At 52.5% G+C, this 21,426-nt stretch carries 18 protein-coding genes; 3 read left to right on the top strand and 15 right to left on the bottom strand.

The features are described from left to right. Nucleotides 1-90: 90 nt before the first annotated feature. From IE074_RS08965 to IE074_RS08900, 14 genes are all read right to left on the bottom strand, one after another. The gene (locus IE074_RS08965; RefSeq protein WP_189385131.1) at nt 91-1,293 is read right to left on the bottom strand and encodes a DUF3322 domain-containing protein; all 1,203 of its coding nucleotides are present in this window, start codon (nt 1,291-1,293) and stop codon (nt 91-93) included. Continuing rightward, nucleotides 1,290-4,673, bottom strand: a complete 3,384-nt coding sequence (locus IE074_RS08960) for an ATP-binding protein (protein WP_189385130.1) — start codon at nt 4,671-4,673, stop codon at nt 1,290-1,292. Before IE074_RS08960 ends, IE074_RS08965 begins: the two co-directional genes overlap by 4 nt. Then, nucleotides 4,670-5,272: a DUF4194 domain-containing protein gene (locus tag IE074_RS08955; protein ID WP_189385129.1), complete on the bottom strand. Its 603-nt coding sequence runs from the start codon at nt 5,270-5,272 to the stop codon at nt 4,670-4,672. Before IE074_RS08955 ends, IE074_RS08960 begins: the two co-directional genes overlap by 4 nt. Before the next feature lie 7 nt (nt 5,273-5,279). Further along, nucleotides 5,280-6,716, bottom strand: coding sequence for a DUF3375 domain-containing protein (locus IE074_RS08950; protein WP_189385128.1), 1,437 nt, complete (start codon nt 6,714-6,716; stop codon nt 5,280-5,282). 165 nt (nt 6,717-6,881) lie between these two features. Further along, nucleotides 6,882-8,123, bottom strand: coding sequence for a porin (locus IE074_RS08945; protein ID WP_189385127.1), 1,242 nt, complete (start codon nt 8,121-8,123; stop codon nt 6,882-6,884). 75 nt (nt 8,124-8,198) lie between these two features. Next, a complete protein-coding gene (locus IE074_RS08940; protein ID WP_189385126.1) occupies nt 8,199-9,203 on the bottom strand; it encodes a 2-dehydropantoate 2-reductase in 1,005 nt (334 codons plus the stop codon). A gap of 8 nt (nt 9,204-9,211) precedes the next feature. Next, complete coding sequence (locus tag IE074_RS08935) at nt 9,212-9,958, bottom strand: class II aldolase/adducin family protein (protein WP_189385125.1); 747 nt, start codon at nt 9,956-9,958, stop codon at nt 9,212-9,214. 21 nt (nt 9,959-9,979) lie between these two features. Beyond that, entirely contained in the window at nt 9,980-11,389 is a 1,410-nt protein-coding gene (locus tag IE074_RS08930; protein WP_189385124.1) for an MmgE/PrpD family protein, read from the bottom strand. Then, nucleotides 11,386-12,426: a TauD/TfdA family dioxygenase gene (locus IE074_RS08925; protein ID WP_189385123.1), complete on the bottom strand. Its 1,041-nt coding sequence runs from the start codon at nt 12,424-12,426 to the stop codon at nt 11,386-11,388. The genes IE074_RS08930 and IE074_RS08925 overlap by 4 nt, the downstream gene beginning before the upstream one ends. Continuing rightward, on the bottom strand, nt 12,404-12,772 hold the full coding sequence (locus IE074_RS08920) for a DUF4387 domain-containing protein (protein ID WP_189385122.1): 369 nt from the start codon (nt 12,770-12,772) through the stop codon (nt 12,404-12,406). The genes IE074_RS08925 and IE074_RS08920 overlap by 23 nt, the downstream gene beginning before the upstream one ends. A 2-nt stretch (nt 12,773-12,774) precedes the next feature. After that, nucleotides 12,775-14,145, bottom strand: a complete 1,371-nt coding sequence (locus IE074_RS08915; RefSeq protein ID WP_189385121.1) for an acyclic terpene utilization AtuA family protein — start codon at nt 14,143-14,145, stop codon at nt 12,775-12,777. A gap of 53 nt (nt 14,146-14,198) precedes the next feature. Then, nucleotides 14,199-14,987, bottom strand: a complete 789-nt coding sequence (locus IE074_RS08910) for an amino acid ABC transporter ATP-binding protein (protein WP_189385120.1) — start codon at nt 14,985-14,987, stop codon at nt 14,199-14,201. Nucleotides 14,988-15,000: 13 nt separating this feature from the next. Further along, nucleotides 15,001-15,936 carry an amino acid ABC transporter permease gene (locus IE074_RS08905; protein ID WP_229793958.1) on the bottom strand — a complete coding sequence of 312 codons (936 nt, stop codon included), beginning with the start codon at nt 15,934-15,936 and terminating at the stop codon, nt 15,001-15,003. 13 nt (nt 15,937-15,949) lie between these two features. Then, nucleotides 15,950-16,843 (bottom strand): transporter substrate-binding domain-containing protein, encoded by an 894-nt coding sequence (locus IE074_RS08900; protein WP_189385119.1) that lies wholly within the window; start codon nt 16,841-16,843, stop codon nt 15,950-15,952. A gap of 259 nt (nt 16,844-17,102) precedes the next feature. On the opposite strand from IE074_RS08900, the gene IE074_RS08895 reads away from it, so the two are divergent. Then, on the top strand, nt 17,103-17,645 hold the full coding sequence (locus IE074_RS08895) for a MarR family winged helix-turn-helix transcriptional regulator (RefSeq protein ID WP_189385118.1): 543 nt from the start codon (nt 17,103-17,105) through the stop codon (nt 17,643-17,645). 34 nt (nt 17,646-17,679) lie between these two features. Here IE074_RS08895 and IE074_RS08890 read toward each other — a convergent pair whose 3' ends face one another. After that, a complete protein-coding gene (locus tag IE074_RS08890; protein WP_169294665.1) occupies nt 17,680-18,522 on the bottom strand; it encodes a DNA-binding transcriptional regulator in 843 nt (280 codons plus the stop codon). Nucleotides 18,523-18,645: 123 nt separating this feature from the next. Between IE074_RS08890 and IE074_RS08885 the strand changes: the two genes are divergently transcribed. Continuing rightward, nucleotides 18,646-19,557 carry an alpha/beta fold hydrolase gene (locus IE074_RS08885; protein ID WP_229793957.1) on the top strand — a complete coding sequence of 304 codons (912 nt, stop codon included), beginning with the start codon at nt 18,646-18,648 and terminating at the stop codon, nt 19,555-19,557. Between the two features lie 41 nt (nt 19,558-19,598). Beyond that, nucleotides 19,599-21,413: a bifunctional 3-(3-hydroxy-phenyl)propionate/3-hydroxycinnamic acid hydroxylase MhpA gene (gene mhpA, locus IE074_RS08880; RefSeq protein ID WP_189385117.1), complete on the top strand. Its 1,815-nt coding sequence runs from the start codon at nt 19,599-19,601 to the stop codon at nt 21,411-21,413. The last annotated feature ends 13 nt before the right edge of the window (nt 21,414-21,426 follow it).

The raw sequence follows: 21,426 nt of genomic DNA, 5'->3' as shown, positions 1-21,426 counted from the left end.
CTCTATGCCATGAGCAATATACCAAACCAAATCCATATTGGGAAAACGCTTGCTCCCACGCTGGAGCATGGGAATGCCTGCGCGAACAAATCATTCGGGCAGATGGTGCAGCAGCCAACTGAACCGTACATGCTCCTGTTCAAAACGCAGGTTTTTCACTGGCTGCCTGTCCGGTGTGTAAATCTTATTATCACGCAGCGCCTGATACAACGCTTGTTCGCTGTCGGTCAGCAATGGCAGTTCGCTGGTGCAGCGTTTATCTTCCGGTTCTTGCCCCCACATTTCGTGATGATGCAGCAGGGTGGCTGTATCCATAAGCAGTGATTGGGTATGGGGCAGGTGGCTGCGCAGGCGGTTAAGAATGGCAAAGCCGTGGGTGTCAATATCTCCCCAGTAGTAAAGCGGCTGCCGGGTTAGCCAGGGTATCTGGCCCAGTGTGTTCAGGGCATAGCCCTGGCCAAATAACAGTATGGCGCCAGGCTGGTCAGGAAAGGCCAGGGCATTGATTTCATTTTCGGTCACAAATACCTTTTCCACCGGCAGATGCAGGCGGGCAAGTTGTTCTACCGGCAGCTCCAGGTCATTCAGCCCGGCAATAGCCAGTGTGCTGTCCAGGATTCGCAAACGTACCCGCAGCGGTTTGTCTTGCAAACCATAACGACGGGTGAAGCCATCGGCACCCCGCCATTGTTCATTTATGTATTCGGCCGGTAAGGCCAAATCAAGCAGTTTGCCCAATAAACCGCGATGTTGTTCAATGAACTTGGTATCGACGCCGGCAATATCCAGCTGGCGCAGGTACAGGCCGCTGTGGGGGTGCTTGCGAAACCAGTGCAGCACGGCAAGCACCTTGTGCCAGCTGGCCGCATGTTCCAGGGCCGTCAAGGGGTATTTTTCCAGCCAGGGCAACAGCTCGGGGAAATCGTCCAGCGTGTTTTCCACCAGCTGGTCAAATTGTTGTGCAGCACGCCGTTGGCCAAGCAGTCCCAGGGCATCTTCAGCCTGCTCAATCCAGACTTGATCCGGGATGTGGTTGCGCCCCAGCTGGCGGTGGTTGACTTCTTTCCACGTCAACCGGTAACGCTTATCCAGCTGCTGTAACTGGCCAATCCAGCGACGAACCTGCTCGAAGTTGTTGCCCAGATCCAGGCTATTCGGCTTTTTCAGCCGCAGTTGCCAGGGAAAGAGTGGCGCGGCATGGGGCAGGCGGGTGCGTAGCAGCTCACCTTTATCCCAAAACCGCTGCAGCTGGCTGCGTAAGTCAGTTTGTGTGCTCCAGTCCTGTTTGCTCATGGCGTAGCTGTCTTACCGGCTTTCTGCGCGTGATACTCTTCAATGCTCAGGCAACGCAACTTGGACTCAAGTCCTTGTTCGTTGTGTACAAAGCCGACACTGGCAACATACGGTTCAATAATATGAATCTTTTGCAGCGGGGTGACGATGAGCAGTTGCAGGTTAAGCTTGCGGAACAGTTCCAGGCCGTAACGGGCCGACTCATCCGAGCCCCGCCCGAATGCTTCATCAATCACCACAAAGCGGAATGAACGGGAACGGATGGCCCCCCATTCAAGGCCGAATCGATAGGCCAGGCTGGCTGCCAGCACGGTATAGGCAAGTTTTTCTTTTTGTCCGCCGGATTTGCCACCGGAGTCACTGTAATGCTCGTGTTCACTATTGTCTTCGCGCCAACGTTCAGAGGCGGAAAACACATACCAGTTGCGCACGTCACAAACCTTGCGAGTCCAGCGCTTGTCGGCCTCGCTGCTGCCATCGCGACCACGGAATCGTTCAATGATTTGGCGTACCTGTAAAAATTTGCTTTCCGCGTATTGTTCGTCCTGGCTGCCAGACAGACTGCCTTCAGTGCAAGCCTTAAGGTCGTTACGGAAAGCGTTGATTTCTCCATCACCGCTTGATTGTGCTTCTAACTGGATGAATCGTCCCGAGGTATAATCAATTTCGTGAAGTGAGCGGTTGATTTCGTCAATGCGTACACGGATATCCTGCTCCTCACGGCGCAAGTGAGTCTGGAAATTGGCAATTTCGTTAATGATGTTTTCATTGAGCATGTCCTTGAATCGCTGCTCAAATTGCGGCAGTCCATCTTCTTCCAGGCTGGCAAGCATGGCGCGGTACTCATCGGCAGCCTTGACACTGACATCAACCTCCTGGGTGTCCATCGGGTAGGCGGTACGGTACTCGGTCATGGCCTGGACAATATTTTGGGTCAGGCGTTCCAGGCGCTTGTCTGCGGCATTAATCTTGCTTTGCAACCAGCTGCGCAGTTCCTGTTCACGATTGTTGCAAGATTCAACGGTCAGGGTGTGTTCTTCCAGTGCCTGCTCACGTAGCACGGCAAGTTTGGCGAAATGCGCCTGCAGTTCAGGCGTGGCAGCCTGGTGCTGGGCCCGGGCCTCGTTGGCTGCCTGTTGGGTATCCTCCTGCTTCTGTTCGGTTCGGGCCAGTTCGCGGTTTTTGTTGTCCAGTGCATCGCGCAGGTTATGCAACTCGTTTTCCAGTTGCCGCAGTTGCTCCTGCAGGGCTCGCAGGGTATCAGATTCGGCTTCCAGTTGCTGGCGTTCCTGTTCCAGCTTGTGAATATGCAATTGCAGTGGCTGCCAGTCCAGTTCCTGAAAATTGTCGAATACTGACAGTTGGGCAAGCAGTTCCAGCTGTGTATCAAGTTCGCGCTGGCGCTGTTGCAAGCCGGCCAATTGCAGGGCGTGTTGCTGGATGCGTTGTTGCAGGTCGGCAGCCTGTTTTTCAAGCGCGGCAATTTTTTGTTCGTTGCTCCAGCCAAGGACATATTGGGTGCGGTCATTCAGCCGGTGGCGATCGTCTTTTTCATGGCGTTCCTGGCCGGACTTGACCTGACCGGCTTGTGTAACGGCCTTTTCTTCGCGCCGGAATTGTTCCATCGAATCGCAGCAGGTATAGTCAAAGCGCCGTGCCAGCTCAGCTTCCAGCCAGTTATAGAAGGGCGTGTCTGGCTTGATCTGCAGTTTTCGAACCAGTGAGTCTGAGTGGGTATCCACCGCAAGCCGGTTGCGGCCTTCGCGGATTCTGAAGTACACCAGGCGGCCGCCTAAATGTGTTTGTTCGACCCATTGGGCGACCTGGACGTAAAGTTCATCGGGTACCAGAAGCGACAAGCCGAAGTTATGCAGCAGACGTTCTGACACTCCTTCCCAGTCGCGTTCATCTTCTCGTATCTGTAACAATTCGCCAACAAAGGGTAATTTGCTTTCTTCAATTGCCAATTCAGCACATAGCCGGGCGCGGATATCCAGGATGCGCGCAGGCAGGTTGGAACGCCGTTGGCGCAAAGAGGCCAATTCGGTGTCCAGTTGCCCATGCTGCTGGCGCAGGTTGCGCAAAGTGACAGCCGTTTCGGTTTGCTCATTCAGGGCTGTGTCGCGCTGCTCGCGACAGCGTTCGTTCAGGCCTGGTAAAGCCTGGCGGGTGGCCAGAAAGGGTTCGGCGCTGTCGGCTAATGGCAGCCCCAGTTTTTGTGACAGTTTGTTATAGCGTTCAACAGCGCGCAGACGACGCTGTTGTTCGTTTTGCACACGATTGATTTCTTCCTTGATGGCTGCCAGGCGGTCACCACCGTTTTGTGCAATCGCACGGGTCAGTTCATCGCGCTGTGACTGGCCCTGTTGTTGCTGTTCTTGCAGGCTGCGTTGCTGTTCTTGCTGGCGGGCGAGGTCCTGGGCCAGGTTGTTAAGGCGCTTTTCCAGTAACCCGGCTTTGAGTCCCGCAAACCAGGGGGCCAGGGCTTCCCGGCAGCCCACTTGTGCCAGGCGTTCGGCAGATTCCTGCTGATGATGTTTACAATTTTGCACCAGCGGCTGCAGCAGGGCAATTTGCTGTTTGGCCTTAAGTACCGCCTCGTGGGCGCGATGCAGGTCATCAAAATGCTGGATTAATGCCTGGATGCGTTCTTCAACCGGAAATTCTTCCAGCATGTGCTCACGGACGAAATCGGTCAGGTTTCCCACCGATTTCATTGAAACTGTCTGGCTGAACAGTTCTAGCGCCTGATCGTTGTTAATGCCAAAGCGCCGGCGGAAAGCCGCACTATAGGCATTAAAACTGGTGTTCAGGGTGACCTCCTGCATTGCCCGCAGCCGTTTGCGCAAGCTGTTAAGATCATTGCCGAAGTGGGCAAAATGTTCGGTGATGGTTAAGTGTTTGTCGGCCACCACATAAAAGCGTTCCGGCTGCCCCCGGTTTTCGGTGATGTAAAATACCTGGGCCAGCGTCACGTGCTGGTCATACCCCTCGTTATAGAAGTGCCCCAGAATGACTGAATAGCTATTGTGGTCACGCAGTGCGACCGGCTTGGCGTTTAACCCCGAGTCGCTACGCTCGGATTTATAGTAGCCCAGCACATAAGACCGCAGGGTTCTTTCTTTGGCTTCGGCGCCGGCAGCCTTGTTATAGGCAATTTTTTGCGCTGGCACCAGCAAAGTGGTAATGGCATCTACCAGGGTTGATTTGCCAGAACCAATATCACCCGTTAACAGTGCATTGTCGCCATTGGCAGGGAAGCACCATACTCGTTGGTTAAATGTCCCCCAGTTGTAAACTTCAATGTCGTGCAGGCGAAAGCCGGCGCGTTCGTCACTGCCGGCAAAGTCAAGCATGGGTGAATGGCTGGAATCTGTCATTCCTGCTCTCCTTCTGTGTTGGACAACGCGGCATATTCTGCCAGGCGCTGGTCAAATTCATTCAGCCACTGGGCATCAATAAAGGCTTTCAGAATTCTGCGCACTTCGTAAAGTGGCTCTTGCTGGCCTTTTAATTTGCGCAGAAAACCCAGTTCAACCACTTTGGCGATATGGCTGTCAATGCGGTCGATCAGCTTTGCTTCGTTGCTGCTTTCTGGCAGGAACAGGCGTATCAGTTCTACCAGCTGGTCGCGTGAAAGAATCAGGCGGGCATCGCTGCTGCTCGCATCAGATTCGGCCAGACGCTTGCGGAGCAGAGCCAGCAGCAGGCTGACAGGGTAGCTTAACTGGCGGCGTGGGATGAGGGTGGGGATGGTGCTTTTGCCGTCTTCATTATCTTGCTGGGATTGGCGTAAATAGGCATAGCCTTCGGCGTCGTCAAGAATCAGCTCAAGGCCCAACAACTGGATGTAGTCGCGTACGGCTGCCTGTTGCTCAATCAGGTTTTGCCAGCCCGGCTGGTCATCATCACGATAAAGCACGCCCTTGAGCAGGTTGATTAAAAGGGTTGACAAGTCGGCAGGAAAAATGGATGTCATGGGCAGTTCAATGGCTGAAAACAATCAAAGGCACACTTGCACGACGTTGTATGCCTTGCTTATCGTGCCAGCTGATTAATTGGGAGTGCTGTTCATCAAGGACGCAGCGGCTATGGGTGGTGGCAAGTTCAAGCCAGGTCACAAGTTCGGCCAGGCCCTGCTCCAGCGGATAGCGCTGCAGCAGCTCACCCAGGCTGATTTGCGGTTGCTGGCGCAGCGCCAGGCGCAGATTTTCCAGCAGCCGGGATTTATCAACATGGATCTGGCCAAACAACACATTGACATCGTTGTCGCTGGTTCCTTCAAGCAGAATCTGTGTATCTATGTGTGGTTTTAGCGGTGGGCTGTACAAGGGGCGATCCAGGGGCAGGTTCAGGGCTACCCGTACATCGCCCAGGCTGATGAGGCCATTTTCTGGCGGGTGCTGGCGCAGGCCCAGCGCCTTGGTTTCTATGTCACGCAGCAGATGCATGATGCGTTTGTTTTCCAGCCAGGCCTGGTCATCAAGGTAACGGCGTAATTGTTCGGACAGGCGGGCGACTGTGCGTTGTGCTACTTCGCCGGCTTTGAGCCATTCATAATGGATTCGCAGCAGGCGACGATCCGGCTCCAGGCTTTGCACGGGTGGCATATTGAAAATTTTATGCAGTAAGCCCGATAACTCATCCTGGCGTGAGGGCGACATCAGGAATTCCCAGAAAGCGCGAAAACTGCGTCCCTGATCCGAGTCCGCAATGGCATCGCGTTCTCCAAAAAAATCCTCGAGAAGGGCACCCTTGCCGCCTTCCCATGTGGCTATGCGTTCACGCACTTCACGGTCCAGGTCGCGGAAGTTTTGTTCAATTTCACGGAAATCGGCCAGCAGGCTATCTGCGCTGTCGTTGATCGCCAGAAAACGCTCGCGTACCCGGGTTGCATCCATCAGGTCTATCTGGCCGGCCTTGATTCTGGCAATTTCGGTATCAAGTGCCGCCTTGCGTTTTTCAAGTTCGGCAATGCGGGTGTCAGGATCGGTTTCGCTGCCTTCCACCACTTGGCGCAGTAAATCAAAAATGGTCAGCAGGCGGGATTCGGTGCCGACAAACTGGCGCTTACCCAGGCTGCCTAGCCATTCAATGGCTTTTTCTGCGGCAGCAGTCAGCTCATAATGGGCCTCGTCGCGACCGGGCGGGTAGAACTTGCGCAACCAGCCATTGTTATTGTCGGCCCAGTCATCCAAATAAGCGTTGGCGGCGCGCGGAAACAGGGTTTGGCCAAGACTTTGGTGCAGGCTATAAATCAGGTCATCCAGCTTTGATGCCAGGTCAGATTGCTCAAGGCTGCGCTGGTTGGGGCCAACGAAAGCCTGCTGTAGAAAACTGATAACCAAGGGGGCGTTGTCGGCCCGCAGCAACCGCCAGGCAGGATGATGCTGGCGTAATGAGACAAGTTGCTGGTAATCCATGTGAGCTGTTTATCCTGATGCTATAAAAAATATACTTTATTGTGAGGGATAATCTGGTTAATCAGGATGATTTACCGCAATATAGCATAAATCAGGGGGGCAGGCGCTCCCACGCAGGAGCATGGGAGAGAGAAAAATCACGTCTTATTTATGTCATGTTTTAAATCAGAACCGGGTCTGTAAACCCACCCCCACTAAAGATGTACTTAGCTTGGCCTTCGGATGAGCATTACTGTCATTAAATTTCAGTCGACCCGTACCCATAGAGGCGACTGCAAATAATAGGGAACGTTTTGACAGCCTATACTCATAACCAAGACTGAAAATATGCAGGTTGCCTTTCACACCATCGAACCCGCGATCATTGTTTTTGGTATGGCTGCCTTGGTACGATGCCAGGACTTTACCCGCTTCCCCAGCAGGTATGGTCAAACCAACTGTCCATGCCTGTTGCCGGTAACCGTTGGTTTGCGAATACAACAAACCATCAGAACGCATGCCTTGCGTAAATGGAGTGAAAAGATTGTTCAAGCCAATACTGCTTGCTTCCATCTCAACGTTTGCCCTGTTCTTGTTGCCAATGGCACCACGCACTTGGCCATAACCCAAATCCAGTTTCACAATATCAAAATCATAGTTGCCAAACAGGTTCCAGGTATGGACCGTGCCTTTATGAGTCTTGGCAGGAGTCCCTTTGCTGATGTCGGGGGCAGTCCTGGCATTGGTACGGTAACGGTCATAAGAAAAACCGATTGCGAGGGGGCCATTATCGTAGCTGCCGCCAGTACTGATCCAGTTGGAGGCCTGTTTTGTTTCGATCTTATCGACTCCGTCCCATTCAAATTCACTTTTATTGTGATTGCCAGCGTAAGCAATACCAAATTTGAAACCGGAAAAATCCGGGCTCATGTATTTAACCGAATCATTCATACGGCCATAAGTAGAGCTGCCAAATGCACCAAAAAGTTGGCCTGCCTGAAAGTAGCCGGAATTAAATGGACCTTTTGGTGCGATCGTTTGTGAGGCAATTGAGTATTGGCGACCCAGGGTTAGCGCACCCCAGCTTTCATTACTCAAACCCAAATAAGCCTGGCGTCCAAACAAGCGGTTACCCTGAAGCGATTTGCCATTGCCAGGGTCAAACCCGCTTTCCAGCTGGAAAATGGCCTTGGATCCATTCCCCAGGTCTTCACTGCCTTTGAAGCCCCAGCGGCTGCCATTGCGAGCGCCAGTGAATTTTTGCATGCCGAAAGTACGGTTTTCGATCCGGTTATCGCCTTGTGTCACTTTATTTTTTTCATAGGCAAGACCAGCATCAACCAAACCATAAATGGTTACCGAGCTGTTAGCTTGAGCTGCACCGGTAAAACCGGCCACAACTGCAGTAGCAAGCAAAGTCTTTTTCATTTAAAACGTCTCCAGAAATAATTTTTTAATTTAATATTAGTTGGTTAATAGGAAAAACAACGACAGACTACGCGCTTAAGAATCAAGCGGATAAAGCCCCAGCGTGCGGGCATGCAGACGGCTAATGCCCATCAGCGTCTCAATGTTTGGCACTGAAACATTCACTTGATGGGCGATATCAAGCATGGCACCCACCAGGGCATCCAGTTCAATGCTTTTTCCGGCCTGAACGTCCTGCAACATGGATGTGCGAAAAGCGCCAAGCTGTCGGGTGACCTGGTGGCGATCTTCGGGGTCCTGGTCAATACGAAGGCCAATTCGTGCGCCTACTGCTGCGGCCTCTAGCATGCAGCGTGACATAAAATCACGTACATAATCATCGTCCAGAATACGATCACCTGTCGCACCGGTAATGGCTGAAATGGGATTGACCGTCATGTTGCCCCAAAGCTTGTACCAGATATCTGCCTGGATCTGTTTCGAGGGTTCGGTGTCAAAACCCGCCGATTGCAACATGTGCATGATGGCCTGGCAGCGGGCGGTAGAGGTTCCACCACCCGGTTCACCAATAATGATCCGGTTGCCAGCCACATGTCTTACGACGCCGGGGCCCATATTGGCTGCTGACAAATGGGTAACGGTACCCACCACCTGTGAATACGGGAGTGCCGCAGCCAGTGTGCCATCAGGGTCCAGGCTTTTCAGCTGAAGGCGCTCCGGGGTGCCGGGTAAACCATGGAAAAACCACCATGGGACTCCATTCATGGCAGAGAGTATGGTGGTGTCAGGACCCAGCAGCGGGGCGATGCGGGCGGCCACATCTGGCAGCGCTGTGGTCTTGACAGAAAGAATGACAACGTCCTGCACGCCAAGATCGGCGGGGTTGTCGCTGGCGCGCAGATCATAGCGTTGTTGTTGGGCTTGATCAGGCGGTCCTTCAATAAAGCTCAGACCGTGATCGCGTAGTGTCTGCAGGGTTGTGCCCCGGGCGATGGCACTCAGCTGTACTTCGCCGCGTGCCGCCAGGCGGGCGGCCAGAAGGCCCCCGATGGCGCCCAGACCATAAATACATACTTTCATAGCTGCCTTTAATTTTTGTAAGAAGGATCGCGCCGGTCAATCTGGCGTATCAGTGCGGTAAAAATGTCTTCGCCAGCGCCATGGCGCGGATCGAACTGCAGGGCTTCTGCACTGCATTTTTGCTGAATCTCCTTTGAAATGGCCCGGGTGGGCCCAAGGGCCGCTCCCATGACCTGAATTTCACAGGCACGTTGCAAAGTCCAGAGTGTGGCGAAGGCCATGGGTAGGGTGATACCCCAACTTAGCAAACCATGGTTGCGCAGAATGACGGCAGGTTTATTGCCAATAGACTGGCGCAGGCGGGGTGCTTCTTCGGCATGCAGCGTGATGCCTTCAAACTCATGATAAGCCACACGGTCATACAGCTGTGCGGAGTAAAAGTTATCAGGCGACAAACCGCTATCGGCACAGGCAACCGCACAGCCTGCCGTTGTGTGGGTATGCATGATGCAATGCGCATCCGCTATTTGCCTGTGGATGGCCGAATGCAGGGTGAAGCCTGCCGGATTGATGGGGTATTCGCTATCCTGAAGGACATTTCCATCAATGTCGATCTTGACCAGATTCGACGCGGTGACCTCGTTGAAATGCAGGCCAAACGGATTGATCAGGAAGTGCTGTTCTGGCCCCGGTATCCGCAGCGTGATGTGGTTATAGATCAGCTCGGTCCAACCCAGCATGTCAAAAATGCGGTAGCAGGCAGCGAGCTGGACACGAAGTTGCTGCTCGGTTTGTGGCTGTGTGGCCTTATTCATGGTGAATCTGCTCCTTAAAGGTCAGGCAAGATGAGTGCAATGCTTAAAGAGCTCATCTATAGGCAAGTCTGCATCAAGCTGCATCAGCGTTTGGTAAAGCGCTTGCGCGGTTGATGTGCCAAGTATGGGGTCTGCCAGGCTCATGAATTTTTGCTGGACGGCTTCCTGTGTTGGCATATCATCGGGTTCGCCACGCGGCGCATATTGGAAGTGTCGCAGTGTTTCTCCCGAGTTCAACCTAATCTCAACCACGGCAGAGAACGCGGTGGGGAAGTTGGCCTCACATTCGGCATCTTCAAACACGTCAATACGTTCCATCAGCTTGAAAATTTCTGGATCAGCCAGCGCCGGTTCATAGTCATCCCAACCCATGCGGCGGTGCTTAAGGGCAATCGCCATGCAAAGATGGGTTGAAAACTGGCAATCCACCACGTTGCGGGGGTTGCGACGGCGTTCCTGGGGAGCACCAACCACAAACACACTGCGGCGTGCCATGCCCACCCGCACGCTGGCCACATCGGCTGCCGTGAAGGTGTGTTGCTGCTGCAGGACTGCCAGGGCATCCAGTGGTGCATGAATACCACGGCAGCAAGGGTAGGGCTTGATACCGGACTCCATGATTTCCCACTTCTGCCCCAATTCTTGCACCGCCAGTTCAGGTTCGGGACGAGGCGAGTAGACATTGAAGAAACCTTCACGGCCTTCAAAGGCTTGTGTGGCACCGGTGTAACCCTGACTGGCGAATACGGCACTTGTCAGGCCGCCGGCGGCGGCATAGCCCACATGAAAGCGCTTGGTCCAGGCGCCATTGACGGAAAATTGCCCGGTGCCCGCAGACTGGCTTAGTGCCGTGCCGAAGGCATGGGCCATTTGGGTGGCATCAAGCCCCAGAATGTTGCCGCAGGCTGCTGCCGCACCGAACACGCCAACGGTGGCGGAAGGATGAAAGCCGCGTTCGGCGTGAGCCTGCGAAACGGCCCCCAGGGCGACACGGATCATGACTTCGTAGCCGGCAACAATGCCGGTTAGCAGTTGTTGCGTGGAGCAGCCGGCCATTTGTGCCGCTGCGAAAGCGGCGGCGATAACAGGTGCGCCAGGGTGGAGTTGGGCACGCGCATGGGTATCATCAAAGTCCATACTGTGAGCGGCTGCACCGGCCAGATGGGCTGCCGCCTGGGGCGACCATTGTCCCTTGCTGCCCATGACATGGATCGAGCCGCGGTCACCCTCAAGGCAATGCAGGGCTTTTTTCATGCAGAGCGTCGAATCAAAATCTTGTGAACGGATAATGATTCCGCTTAAGTCCAGCACCAGCACTTTGGTGCGTTCGACAACTTCGCTGGGCAGATCCTGAAACCTCAGGTTGGCCGCGAAGGCAGCAAGTGTATCGGTAACGGCAGGCAGACTCAGCGTGGTTTCAGGCTTATTCATACGGCGGCTCCAGCTAATGTTTCAGGGTTTTTTTCCTGGGCAGGAATGCCACGACGCACGAATTTCGCGAAATCCGGCGACAATTGCATACTGTCAGTCAGGTTGACCCACATACGCAACAGGTAGCGTTTGCGACCATCATCGTGGTCAATGTAGTTGGTGCGGGCGTGCAGGGTCATGTAGTTGTTGATGATTTGAATATCACCGGGTTCCAGCATCATGTCGATCCGCATGTCTTCGCGTATTGCCAGTTCGTGTACATATTCAATGGCAGCCTGTTGCAGCGCGGTCAGGGGAACACCGTGTTTGCGGGCACCCGTTTCAATGATTTTCTTGGCAAAAGCACAATTGACGCGACCGTTGTTGTATTCAAAGACGGGGATGCGTGTTTCAGTGACTTCATTGGGGTCACCGCTGGGGCCGTAGCCACGATAGTCATGGTAGAAACCGTCGTAAAGTACTTCCAGATACTCGGGATGATTTTCCAGGATTTCGTTATGAATGGCGACTGAACTGGACAGGCTGCTGATCCCGCCTTCCTTTGCTTTTTCAATGCACAGCAACATCACTACATCAGCCAGATCCGTATGGGGGTCCAGAATTTGATTGGTGGTGTTGTTGCGTCGGTTGGGATCGTCGCTTTTCAGGCCCAGGTCAGTGACCGGTGCCATCGTGTCGCCCTTCACGTTATGCGAAATGATCTGGCCAAGATGGGCGCCCAAACCCCAATACAGTGTTCGGGTCTGCTCGTCATCGTATTTATTCAAGGGCAAGCCGCGAATGACCACGAAGCCACGACCATGGCGGATCTGTTGATCAATGTCAGCCAGTTTAGCCGACAAGCGGGGCAGGGGGAATTGTTCTTTGGTGAACTCACCCCAGCGCAGACCTTCACGTTTTACGTGTTCGCAGGCGTTCTGCAAGTCTTCCAGATCGGTGGCGTCCAGGTGGTAGATCCAGGATGTATCGTTTTGCAGGTCGGGGCCTTTCCAGGCAGTGGCATCAGTGACACGTTCACGCAGGATAAGTTTCTTCATTTTTCAACTCCATAATTGGGGTAGGTTGGGCAGACATGTCAGGAACGACGACATCAACCAGCGGTGCAAATTGTTGGCCGCCAAACAGGTCGGTGTCTTCAGGGGACCCCGAAGTTACCGGACGGGGAATGGTAATTTTGATGGCATTGGCGGGGTCGTAATGAAACAGCTTGACGACTTCAGCGGGCACCTTAAAGGTGCTTGCCATCAATTCAACGGAAAGCACGCCGCTATTGGCGACATGACGGTAGGTTTCGGCATCGGGAAACATAATGTCAACGGTCAACAGGAAGGGGCCGGCGTTTTTGGTACGTATAAGTTTGGCGAAATCGCGTAATAGGGCCATGATCAGATCTCCTCGTAGCGGATGCGGTGTAGCTCAAGCGGGTGGTCCAGTTCCACCACATGATTGAGTACGAATTGGTAAGCGGGGTCTAAACTCCAGAAATGCGGGGCAATCGGAAAGGCCAGGTTTGAAACCAGACCCTGCCATTCTGGGACAGTGTGGTGCAGTACCATGTGAGCCGCTTGACCCGCGATGGCATAAGCAACTTCCTGGGTCTCGGCTTGGCTAACCATCAACACGCCGACCTCGGTGGGTGTCTGGCCCAGGGTGGGTTCACGTGAGCCAAGTACACCGCTGTGGCCGTATAGTTTGAAATCAATGCGGTATTTGCCCGCCATCGATTCGCCATAAACCGCATCAATGTTGTTGCGGATGGAGTCTTGCAAACCACCAAACCAACTGTCGAATTGACCCAGGATCATCGGGTCGCGTACGCCACCTAATACCATGGCGCGATAACCGGTTTTTTTTGCGCCTTCCAGTTTCACGGTATACGGCTCAGGATGAAAAGCACTGCCTGAAACCCTGACGGTGCGTTCGCTTGAGGACTCGTAACGGGCATGAGTCAGGTCCATCACGCCGCCGGGTTCGCGCATCATGTAGGGGTCGCCAGTTTCGTACAGGGCGTGTGCGGCAACACTTAGTGGAGAGCAGCTTTGGGTGGGGCTGACCGGTTCAAGCTCAAAGTAATCGTCGGTGATCGTGCAAATCATGCCTTCGGGTTTCTCCATGCTGACCACGGCAGCACCCCCGCACTCCATGATCTTGGCCGCGTGCCAGCACAGTCCGGGCGGGAACCCTTGCGCGACTGGAATGGCGGCGAAAATAGCGGCATCCGTCGAGCGACCGGCCAGGATCACTTGCGCTCCATTGGCCAGGGCTTCCTGATAGGCTTCAGCACCCATCATTGCCACGATATGATCCGTGTCACGCAGGGTGTCTTCGTCAATTTCCGGCGCTGGATCCAGCGCACGGAATTTTCCTTCCCGGTATTTTTGCAGGAGCAGTTCGCGATCTGGCTCTGACTCAATAACGGCTGTTTTGAAATGCAGGTTTTCTTCGCGTGCGATTTCCTGCACGATCTCCCAAACCCAGTTAAGGTTCCAGTCACCCCCGCTTCCTCCGCAAGAGCCAATCATGAGTGGGATATCCACTTTGCGGGCGCCTTTGATCAGAATGCGTAAATCGCGTTTGATAGCGCCATGTGAGAAGAAGGGCTTGTTACCCCCCAGATTGGCTGGGCCACCGTCTGTCGAACCGGCATCGCATCCAATAAAAGCCAGATCCGGGCTGAGTGCTGCCATGAAATGGTCTTCTGAAAATCCCACGCCAAGTACACCGGTCGGAGATAGATATTTGATTTGTTTAGTCATGAATCAGGTATCCATTCAATATCTTTTGTTAATGAGAAAATAAAAAAAAGTGCTTACATCACCCGAGAAAGAAAAGTACGCAAGCGGTCTGTTTTAGGGTCGGCCAGGGTGCTGCACGCTTCGCCTTGTTCGACGATACGGCCGTTTTCCATGAAAACCACCCGGTCAGCCGCTTCGCGGGCAAAACCGATTTCATGGGTTACGACCACCATGGTTTTCCCGGCTTTAGCCAGGTCGGTTACCACTTTCAGAACCTCACCAACCAGTTCAGGGTCAAGGGCGCTGGTGGGTTCGTCGAATAGCAATACTTTGGGGCGCATGGCCAACGCACGGGCAATCGCAACCCGCTGTTGCTGGCCACCTGATAGCTGGGGTGGGTAAGCATCCATTTTGTGGGATAATCCCACCCGCTCAAGCAGGTGTTCAGCCAGTTTCCGCGCATCGGCAACACTGTCGCCCAGCACCCGTGTGGGGCCTTCCATGATGTTCTCTGCAACAGTCATGTGCGGAAACAGTACGAATTGCTGGAAGACCATGCCCAGCTCGCGACGCTGGCGTGCCACCGCCTTTGCATTGAGCGCCAGCAGCTGGTTTTTATGACGACGAAAACCCAATAGCTCGTCGTCCAGATAAATGGCCCCGCCTTCAAGAGACTCAAGCTGATGCATGCACCGGATCAAGGTGGACTTTCCCGAGCCGGACGGTCCGATGATGGCCACCACTTCGCCTTCGTGTACATCAAGGCTGACATTATCAAGGGCGACATAACGTCCGTAGTGTTTCGTGACGTTTTCAGCCCTGAGTATTTTGCGTTTTGGGCCGTGTGAAGACGATACAGTCATTTTCAATGTTTCCTCAGGCAGTGGTTGTTTCGGCAGTGATGACTGCAGTTCGTTGGTGTCCCTTGGAGTAATGCTTTTCCAGGCGGGACTGGATGAGGTACAGGCAGGAAATCACGACCAGATACCAGAAGACGGCAACCATGAGCAGCGGCACGATTTCGTAGGTACGGTTATAAATGGTCTGTACGGCAAAGAGTAAGTCGTTCATGGCAATGACGGATACCAGCGCGGTGGCCTTGGCCATGCTGATGACCTGGTTGCCGGTGGGAGGAATGATAAAACGCATGGCCTGAGGCACGATGATGCGAAAAAATGATTGCGTTGGTGTCATGCCGATGGCCTTGGCGGCATCGTGCTGACGTTGATCCACAGAGAGCAGGCCGGCACGCATGATTTCCGCCATATAGGCACCTTCTGCCAGACTGAGGCCCAGGACGGCTGCGGTGAAGGGGTTGATCAGGTCAATGGTGCGCCATTCCACCCAGGGTTCGCCAAAGGGCAGGCCGATTGAAATGGTGGGTATCAAATAGGCCAGGTTGTACCAGAACAGTAATTGGATCATGAGTGGTGTGGCACGAAAAGCCCAAAGATACACGTTGGCGGCTCGTCGACCAGGCCCGTAATCGCTCATGAGCAGTAAGGCGGCAATGGTTCCTGCCAGCACGCCCCCCACCATACTGATCACCGTTAATGCCAGCGTAACACCCAGCCCTTCCAGAATGGCGGGTGCAAACAGGTAGTTCAAAACGACGGGCCATTCGAAGCGCGGGTTACTGATTAAAAACCAGATTAACCAGACTGCAATGAGGACTAAGGCGATTGTGCCCAGCCGCCGTGACAGACTGACAGGGTAAATGGCTTTGGAAACATCATCCACGCAATTTTGTGGTGTGGAGGATGCAGGAGGCACAGTGGATACTGCGCCAGAGGTCATGGATAGGTTAGTCATGATTATGCCTGGCTCATCGTTTATTTGAGTTCGGATTCAACTGGATCACGTCAATACTGGCCGGCGCCAGACCCCAGTTATCAAGAATTTTTTGGTATTCACCGTTATCGACCAGATTTTGCATGGCAGTGACCATTACGGGTGATAGTGGGGAGTTGTTTTTAAGTATCATACCCAGCCGCAGCATGGTCAGCGTATTGGTTTCATCTGTTTGTGCCGTATATTCGCCTGGACGGGTTTTGAGCAGGTGGAGTGCTGCTGCATACTGCATGGAAAAGGCGTCGGCACGGCCGGACTGGGCGGCAAGCAGGGTGGAGTTCTGGTCTGGCATGACGATTTGTTGCGTTTTTTTAAGACCAGCTTTTTCGCACATACCATCCATAATTTCTACTTCACGAATGGCGGCAGACCCGGACATGACAGAAATGCGACGACCACAAAGATCCAGGATTTTCTCTGTTTTTATACCGTTTTGAGCGGGTAAAATGAACGCAGGCTTGCTCAGGAGCCAGGGGATAACGTCATAGCGTTTTTCACGTTCTGCAGTCGCCAGTGCAGGACCAAAAGAAATATCGTAGCGGCCGGTATCAACACCGGTGAAAATAGCGGGTCCATTGGCAACAACGGTGGTTTCAAAGGGTACGCCCAGCTGTTTTTGCAGTGCCTGCATCAGTTCCACCTCCAGGCCTTTGAGCGTGCGACCGTCTTCAGCGGTAATGCGGTAGGGGGCTAACTGGTCGCCAGCGACGTGTATTTTGCCTGCTTTTTTGACGGCATCAGGCAGTTTGTTATACAAAGGGGCTGATGGATTGGCATGGGCAGTCAGTGCGTACCCTGCGGTTAGCAAACTGGATGCTGCCACTGCCACTTGCCCAAGCAGGCGCTTTTTAAAGAATGAACGAAGCATGGTTTGTCTCCTGGTAAACAACGAATTATTTGATATATATCATTTAAATTATTCTCAATAACAATTATTATTGATATCTTTTGTTATTGATATAAGTAAAATCCCTAGATGTGAGAAAAGAGTGTTTTTTCAGCTACGGGCGTTAGCTTTCTCATCTTGATCGGGTACCATGTAGTATATGTACATTAAGGAGTTTGATTGAGGGTGATTACTATGTCTGGAGTACAAACAACAATCCCCCAATTTCTATAAAAATATTATGAATCAACCCATTCAATTAGCACGTGCTTCGTCACAAACCAGGCCACGAGACGAGGATAACGCTGTTTCCAAGGCGCATACCACCACAATCAGGCGTCCTTCACTAACGCCTGAAATGGTGGGCTTTCGTTTGCTTAAACTAACCAATCTGCTGACGCGGCCGTTTTTTGGCAAGTTTGCCAAGCAACATGCCCTGACGCTTACCGAATGGCGAACCATGGTTGTGCTGGCCAATCGTCCAGGTATTGCATCGCAAGATATCGCGGCGCTAACTGGTTTGCATCCCATGAATATCAGCCGTGCCGTGACGGGGCTTCGCAATGCGGGCCGTGTCCGTGACGAACGTGATCCTGACAATCATCGGCGATCGCTGCTTTGGCTGACAGAGGCCGGTCAACAGACTTTTCGTGAGATCGCTCCTCATTCCGAGCAACAGGCGGCCTTTTTGCTTGAGCCCTTTACCGAAGAAGAATTGCAACAACTTGCGGTGATGGTCGACAAGCTCGTTAAACGGGCCGAGGAATTCACTGAGGGCGAGTGAGGTGGTAAGTCATTGGTCACATGTATTGATTCAATCACTTTTCGCATGCGTCACGACTGTTTTTAGATTCAATCAATAATTGCTGCTTTTCCATCATTGATTCAATTTTCGAGGAAATATCCTGAAGCGGCTGGATAAACTTTACTTCCGCTTCTTTTTTACTCATGGCTTTGGTCAGATAGACCACATTCAAACAACCCAACACGCGCGTTCTGTGAATAATGGGGACCGCAATGGCACTGATTTTTTGCTGATCGGACCAGTCTCCCCGATTCCACGCAAAACCGGCATTTCTTACGCTTCTTATTAAATTTTTTATATAAGCGCTGTCATTGGCTAGCGCAGCCTGTTCTTCTCCGGCACTTCCCGAACGTAATAGGCTTAAAATATTTTCTTGTTCTGAATCATTAATATTGGCAAAATACGCCCGCCCGGCAGAAGTCAGCAGCATGGGAAGGCGTCGGCCCACCATGGCCCGATGAAACGATAAAGGGCTGTAGCGGTGCGTGGTTTCTCGAATAATCATTTCACTGCCGTCCGAAGTGGTCAAGTCTGACGGCCACACGATGCGCTGCATCAGCTCGCCCATCAGCGGTGCGGCCATAGAGGAAATCCATTCATCATCAGTAAAACCTTCACTTAATTCACGTACTTTTATCGTTAAGCGGTAAGTGTCATCCGAATCGCTGCGCCTGACCAGTCCCTCGGTTATCAGGGTTTCCAGTAAACGCCTTACCGTTGTGCGATGCAGCCCGACCATCTGGCTAAGCTGTTGCGATGAGGCGTGGCCACTTTGCATCTGGTTCAATGCCTTCAGGATGGCAAGTCCGCGCGAAAGTCCACGTACATGGGCATAATTTGTTGTTTTGTCAGTCATTGTTAAATCTTCTTTTAAATACGTGTGTGCACTCCTTGCACATATTGGATATTTTTTTTCTGTAAAGCACCAATTCCCTTAGACTTGATCCATATCAAACTTAAAACAAATAAGGAGCAAGTCATGACAATGGTCAATCATGTATCACCCGCTGGATATCAAAGTGTTTGGGCTGATTTGTGTGGTGTTTCATTTACGCAGGGCTGGTTGGATGCAAACGGTATTTCTACCCGTTTTTTGCATGCGGGACAAGAGGATAAACCCGCTCTCATCATGTTGCATGGTGTGGGCGGGCATGCCGAAGCCTATGTGCGCAACCTGAAGGCGCATGCTGAGCATTTTAATGTATGGGCCATCGATATGATTGGCCATGGCTGGACCGATAAACCGGAGGGTGCCCGTGAGATTTCACATTATGTGGATCATGTCCTGAAAGTCATGGATAAGCTGGGTCTTGAAAAAGCGTCTTTTACGGGTGAATCGCTGGGCGGTTGGGTCGCAGCACGTCTTGCCATTGATTATCCTGAGCGGGTTGAGCGCCTGGTGTTAAATACGGCGGGTGGTTCGCAGGCTGATCCGGTGGTGATGGAACGCCTGAAGTCTTTATCGATGCGTGCGGTTGAAGACCCGTCATGGGAATTTATTAAGGCCAGGCTTGAATGGTTAATGGCCGATAAAAGCAAAGTGAACGATGATCTTGTGGCCACCCGTCAGGCCATTTACGCACAGCCCGGCATGATTGAGGCCCAGCGTGGCAATATGGCGCTTCAGGAAATGCAGATCCGCCAGCGCAATATTTTACGGGTCGAAGATTATGGCCGTATCAAAGCACCCACATTGGTGCTGTGGACATCAGACGACCCGACCGCGGACGTGACGGAAGGTCGTCGCATGGCCTCCATGATTCCAGGGGCTTTGTTTACCGTGATGGATGGGTGTGGACATTGGCCCCAGTTTGAAGATGCGCAAACCTTTAACCGTATTCATGTGGATTTTCTTTTAGGTAAAGAAGTTCCCGAGGCATCTACCGTCTGATTTAAACAAAAAAACCAAATACAAAAAAGTCTGGAGGAGATATGAATAATGTCATGGACGTGGCAGGGGGATCCGTGTGCCCTGAACAATTATCGGCTGACGTTGCTATTATTGGTGCAGGCCCTGTAGGATTGATGATTGCCAATATTTTAGGCACTCAGGGCGTAAGCGTCATCCTTATCGAAAAGCTCGATACGATTATTGATTATCCACGCGCTATCGGTCTGGATGATGAGGCCTTGCGTGTGTTCCAGTCGGTGGGGCTGGCAGATGAACTCATGCCACATATTACCCCTTTTCACTGGATGCGTTTTATAACACCGCGTGGGCGCTGTTTTGCCTCTATTGAGCCTCGTACCGAAGAGTTTGGCTGGTCACGTCGAAATGCTTTTCACCAGCCTTTGGCAGATCGCATTTTATACCAGGGATTAAGCCGTTTTCCTGCTGTCAAGGTCATGTTTGGACAAACGGTTTGCAGTTTTACCCAGGATGAACAAGGCGTTACGCTTAATCTGGAAAGTAATGAAGGCGTAAAAAGTACGGTCAGGGCTTTTTATATGGTGGGCGCCGATGGCGGCAACAGTTTCGTTCGCCGTACCCTGAACCTGCCTTTCGAAGGCAGAACAAAGGCCAATCAATGGATTGTTCTTGATGTTCGTCATGATCCGGTAGGTACGCCAAATATTTATCTGTATTGTGATCCCGAGCGGCCTTATGTATCTGCCGCATTGCCGCATGGTGTGCGCCGTTTCGAGTTCATGGTGATGCCGGGTGAAACCGAAGAGTCCTTTAATGACCCGGTAAAACTGGCCGAGCTGGTTGGCAAAGTGGTTACTGATCCGGCTGGCGTGGATTACATCCGTAAACGTGTTTATACGCATAATGCGCGTCTTGCCGCCCATTTCAGGGTGAACCGTATTTTACTGGCGGGTGATGCCGCCCATATTATGCCTGTCTGGCAGGGACAGGGGTATAACAGCGGTATTCGTGATGCCAGCAATTTGGGCTGGAAACTGGCGATGGTGATTAAAGGTACCGCCGCAGATTCATTACTGGATACCTATGGCACAGAGCGCCGCAATCACGCACGTTCAATGATTCATCTGTCTGAAGTGGCAGGTGATATTTTTGCACCTTCAAGTAAGTTTGGGGCCAATTTGCGTGATGGTCTGACGCTTTTGTTAAATGCCATTCCGCCGGTTAAACGCTACGTGGTTGAAATGCGATTTAAACCGATGCCCCGTTATGAATCAGGCGTGGTTTTGCTGCCTGAGCCCAAACCCCACGGTAAATTGGCCCGCTGGCTTGAACGCCGGGGTAACTCCGCGCTTGGAAGAATGCTGGGTTTGATGAGTGAGAAGCGTGACTCCCTAATGGGACGTCTGGTGCATGGCCGGGATCCTCTGGGTAATTCTCCGGTGGGACGCATGTTTATCCAGCCTTTTGTCCGTACTCGGGATGGTCAGCTTGTCCGGTTTGATGATGCTATCGGAAACCGTTTTGCCATTGTTTCCTGGGGTACCGATCCTACGTTTGGTTTGAGCGATGAGGCTCGGGCAGTATGGAAAAAACTGGGTGCCTGTTTTGTTGTGGTCAAGCCCGAGGCTCAAATGGCTTTTACGGATGATGTTACTGAAGACCTGATTGTGCTTGGTGACGCAACGGTGAAAATCAAGGAGTGGTTTGGCAGTCAGTCTGACTCTGTTTTGTTATTACGCCCCGACCGTTTTATTGCCGGTATGTGTTCACCACAGCAGGTATCTGCTTCTATTCTGGCTTTAGGTAAAAAACTGGCCTTGACCAAAATCGTTTGTTCGGCGCAGGAAATTAACAATATCAAGAGGAATGCAGCATAGATTGCGGCAGGAG

The sequence above is a fragment of the Advenella faeciporci genome, from assembly GCF_014652395.1.
In the GTDB taxonomy this organism is placed as follows: Bacteria; Pseudomonadota; Gammaproteobacteria; order Burkholderiales; family Burkholderiaceae_B; genus Advenella; species Advenella faeciporci.
Note: the sequence above shows the minus strand (reverse complement) of the source record. Positions and strands in the feature narration are given on the sequence as shown.

Coding starts and splice junctions, on each gene's coding strand:
- IE074_RS08915 (WP_189385121.1), bottom strand. CDS start 14,145: ATGACTAAACAAATCAAATATCTATCTCCGACCGGTGTACTTGGCGTG.
- IE074_RS08965 (WP_189385131.1), bottom strand. CDS start 1,293: ATGAGCAAACAGGACTGGAGCACACAAACTGACTTACGCAGCCAGCTG.
- IE074_RS08900 (WP_189385119.1), bottom strand. CDS start 16,843: ATGCTTCGTTCATTCTTTAAAAAGCGCCTGCTTGGGCAAGTGGCAGTG.
- IE074_RS08895 (WP_189385118.1), top strand. CDS start 17,103: ATGAATCAACCCATTCAATTAGCACGTGCTTCGTCACAAACCAGGCCA.
- IE074_RS08925 (WP_189385123.1), bottom strand. CDS start 12,426: ATGAAGAAACTTATCCTGCGTGAACGTGTCACTGATGCCACTGCCTGG.
- IE074_RS08885 (WP_229793957.1), top strand. CDS start 18,646: ATGACAATGGTCAATCATGTATCACCCGCTGGATATCAAAGTGTTTGG.
- IE074_RS08960 (WP_189385130.1), bottom strand. CDS start 4,673: ATGACAGATTCCAGCCATTCACCCATGCTTGACTTTGCCGGCAGTGAC.
- IE074_RS08935 (WP_189385125.1), bottom strand. CDS start 9,958: ATGAATAAGGCCACACAGCCACAAACCGAGCAGCAACTTCGTGTCCAG.
- IE074_RS08920 (WP_189385122.1), bottom strand. CDS start 12,772: ATGGCCCTATTACGCGATTTCGCCAAACTTATACGTACCAAAAACGCC.
- IE074_RS08950 (WP_189385128.1), bottom strand. CDS start 6,716: ATGGATTACCAGCAACTTGTCTCATTACGCCAGCATCATCCTGCCTGG.
- IE074_RS08905 (WP_229793958.1), bottom strand. CDS start 15,936: ATGACTAACCTATCCATGACCTCTGGCGCAGTATCCACTGTGCCTCCT.
- IE074_RS08955 (WP_189385129.1), bottom strand. CDS start 5,272: ATGACATCCATTTTTCCTGCCGACTTGTCAACCCTTTTAATCAACCTG.
- IE074_RS08945 (WP_189385127.1), bottom strand. CDS start 8,123: ATGAAAAAGACTTTGCTTGCTACTGCAGTTGTGGCCGGTTTTACCGGT.
- IE074_RS08890 (WP_169294665.1), bottom strand. CDS start 18,522: ATGACTGACAAAACAACAAATTATGCCCATGTACGTGGACTTTCGCGC.
- mhpA (WP_189385117.1), top strand. CDS start 19,599: ATGAATAATGTCATGGACGTGGCAGGGGGATCCGTGTGCCCTGAACAA.
- IE074_RS08910 (WP_189385120.1), bottom strand. CDS start 14,987: ATGACTGTATCGTCTTCACACGGCCCAAAACGCAAAATACTCAGGGCT.
- IE074_RS08940 (WP_189385126.1), bottom strand. CDS start 9,203: ATGAAAGTATGTATTTATGGTCTGGGCGCCATCGGGGGCCTTCTGGCC.
- IE074_RS08930 (WP_189385124.1), bottom strand. CDS start 11,389: ATGAATAAGCCTGAAACCACGCTGAGTCTGCCTGCCGTTACCGATACA.